Below are 2,826 nucleotides of genomic sequence, written 5' to 3'. Positions count from 1 at the left end.
ATTAAAAATAATTATAAAAAATAAAAAGGCCGATGATAATTTTTTAAATAGCGATAATATGCTTGAAAAAACACTAAAATACGCGATATGTTTAGGGCTGGCAGCGATTGCTTTCATCCCCATTTTAATGTATGGCGGATTTTTTTTCCCTTTTATTTTTTCAAAAGCCTTAGTCTTCAGAGTAATTGTTGAGATTATTTTTGTTCTTTATTTACTGTTAATTTCTATAAACATTAATTACAGACCGCGTTTTACAATTATATTTTTTTCTTTTTTGGCTTATATTGTCTTAACTTTTATATCTTCTCTGTTTGGAAGTAATTTTTATCTTAGTTTTTGGGGCGACATAGAAAGAAGCGAGGGGATATTATTATTGCTTCATCTTTTTGCGTTTTTTATTGTGATATCAGGGTTTATAAGAAGCAAAAAAGAATGGCTTTTATTTTTTGATACTGCTATTATTGGAACTTTATTAGTTAGTTTTTTCGCGCTTGGGCAAAGATTAAATTTAGATTTTGTTTTAAACGCGGGGCAGGGCAGGCTTTCAGCGACAATCGGTAACCCCGCATTTTTGGCTGGATATTTGATTTTTGGAGCTTTTTTCGCGCTTTTTCTTTTTTTCCAAAGAGAAAACCGATGGCTTAAAAAATATTATATTTTAGCCGTTATGTTTGAGCTTTATATTATTATCCAGACAGCTACTCGCGGAGCTTTTGTCGGCTTGGCGTTTTCTCTGTTTTTAGCTCTGTTTTTAATTATTTTTTTTACAAAAGTTAGCAAAAAAATCAAGAGAATTTTTTTATTCATTGTTTTAATATTATTTTTGTTTGGAAATTTTGTATATTTTAATCAAAATATTTCTTTTGTTAAAAATTCAGAATTTTTAAGAAGAATGTCCAGTATTTCATTAAGTGATAGAACAACTGAGACTCGTTTAATGACCTGGGATTCAGCTTGGCAGGGGATTAAAGAAAAGCCTTTATTGGGTTATGGTTATGAAAATTTTAATTTAGTTTTTAATAAACATTTTAATCCAGGAATTTATGAAGATCCTGGTTCGCGAATCTGGTTTGACAGAGCGCATAATGTTATTTTTGACCGAGCTGTTGCTGGCGGAATAATCGGATTATTAGCTTATGTTTTTTTGATTTTTTATCCTGTCTATTTTTTGTTTAAAAAAATGATTGTTAAAAAAGAGGAATGTTTTGTTATTTCTTTTTTTAAAAAGTATTTTTTACAAAAGAAAGCCTTCCAAAAAATAAGTGAAGAGGGTAATGAACATTTAGCAAGCAAAACAACGGCAATAATTTTTATTTCGTTAATTTTCGCTTATTTTATTCAAAATCTGTTTGTTTTTGATGTTTTAGTAGTTTATATTCCATTGGTTTTAATGCTTGGTTTTTTATCTTTTTATGATAATGAATTTAAGTTTAAAATATTAGAAAACAAGCAATTTTATAAAATATTTTCTGCTATTCTTTTAATTCTGTTTTTGCCGATTATGTATTTAGTTAATATTAAGCCGGCAAAAGCTAATTTAACAACAGTTCAAGCAATGAGAGCCACGAGCATAAAAGATTTTGAAAGCGCTTACAATTTATTTTTAAAAGCTATTTCTTATAATACTTACGGAAATCAGGAATACAGAATTCGTTTTACTGAATTTGTTAATACAATGGTTTATAAAAAAGACGGAACTGAAATTTTTCGTAGAGACGCGTCTTTAAAAGTGAGTGAGGAATTAAAAAAACAGATTTTGGAAAGACCAAATGACGTTGCTAATTATATATTATTAATGCGGCATTACAATAGAATATATATTTATGATATTAATTTATTAAACGATGTTATTGCTATTTCAAAACAAGCTGAAAGTCTAAGCCCAACAAGACCGCATATTTTTTATGAAAGAGGATACGCGCAGATTTATCTTGGAAATTATTACACGCAAAAAAATGAAAAAGAAATAGGCAAAGAATTTTATAAACAAGCAATACAAAGTTTTGAAAAAGCAATTAATTTGAATGATCAGGTAGAAGAGTCTTATATCAATCTGATTTTAATGCTCATGGTTTCGCATCAGACTGACAAAATTGAAAATTATCTGAACAAAATGGATGAGCTTGCAATAAATTATAAAAAGGAAGAATGTTTAAAAAGAATGGCGTCCGCGGCTGTTAATACTGAAGAGTATGTTTTTGCAATTAAATTTTACAAAGAATTAACAGAAATTTGTCCTGATAAGCCAAAATACTGGATTGATCTTGCCTTGTCATACGCTTACTCAAATAATAAAGAAAAAGCGATTGAAACAGCTGAAAAAGTAAAATCATTTGGAGGAAATTACGAGCTTCAGGCAAACGAATTTATCAAGAAAGTTTCTGATGAAAATTTTGAATTGGATTAGCGAACTTTAGCTTGCATTGCTTATTTTTCTATTTTTGTTATAATAAATATAGATAAAAGAATAAAATGTTTATAAAAAATATTTTCACAAATAGCAAAAAAATTTTTATTGGATTAGTTTTAATCTTAATTTTGTTGTTAGGAATAAAAAATGGCTATGAAGTTTTGGCTTATCAAAACGGGATTGACAGTGATATAAGGGGAGTTGAAGAGGGGATTGAACAACAAAAAGAAAAAATTAAAAAATTAAAAAACAAGGCTGAATCCTATAGGGAGGCGATTGAAGAAAAATTAGTGGAAATTGCGAGTTTAGAAGATCAGATATCTGTTTTTAATAATAAAATCGCTAAAAAAGAATTAGATATCAAAATCACGGAAGAAGAAATAATGCAGGCAAAAAATGAAATAGAGAAAAAAAGT

2 protein-coding genes are annotated in these 2,826 nt (G+C 28.2%); both read left to right on the top strand.

The annotated features are described in order from the left end of the window. On the top strand, window positions 1-2,407 hold a 2,407-nt coding region (locus U9O55_03010; protein MEA2088782.1), incomplete at its 5' end, for an O-antigen ligase family protein. A gap of 65 nt (window positions 2,408-2,472) precedes the next feature. Continuing rightward, window positions 2,473-2,826, top strand: a 354-nt coding sequence (locus U9O55_03005) for a hypothetical protein (GenBank protein MEA2088781.1), incomplete at its 3' end; no start/stop codon positions are given.

It is taken from the genome of Patescibacteria group bacterium (genome assembly GCA_034660655.1).
GTDB lineage: Bacteria > Patescibacteriota > Patescibacteriia > JAACEG01 > JAACEG01 > JAACEG01.
The sequence above is the reverse complement of the archived record's forward strand: the minus strand, read 5'-3'. Positions and strand labels throughout refer to the sequence as shown.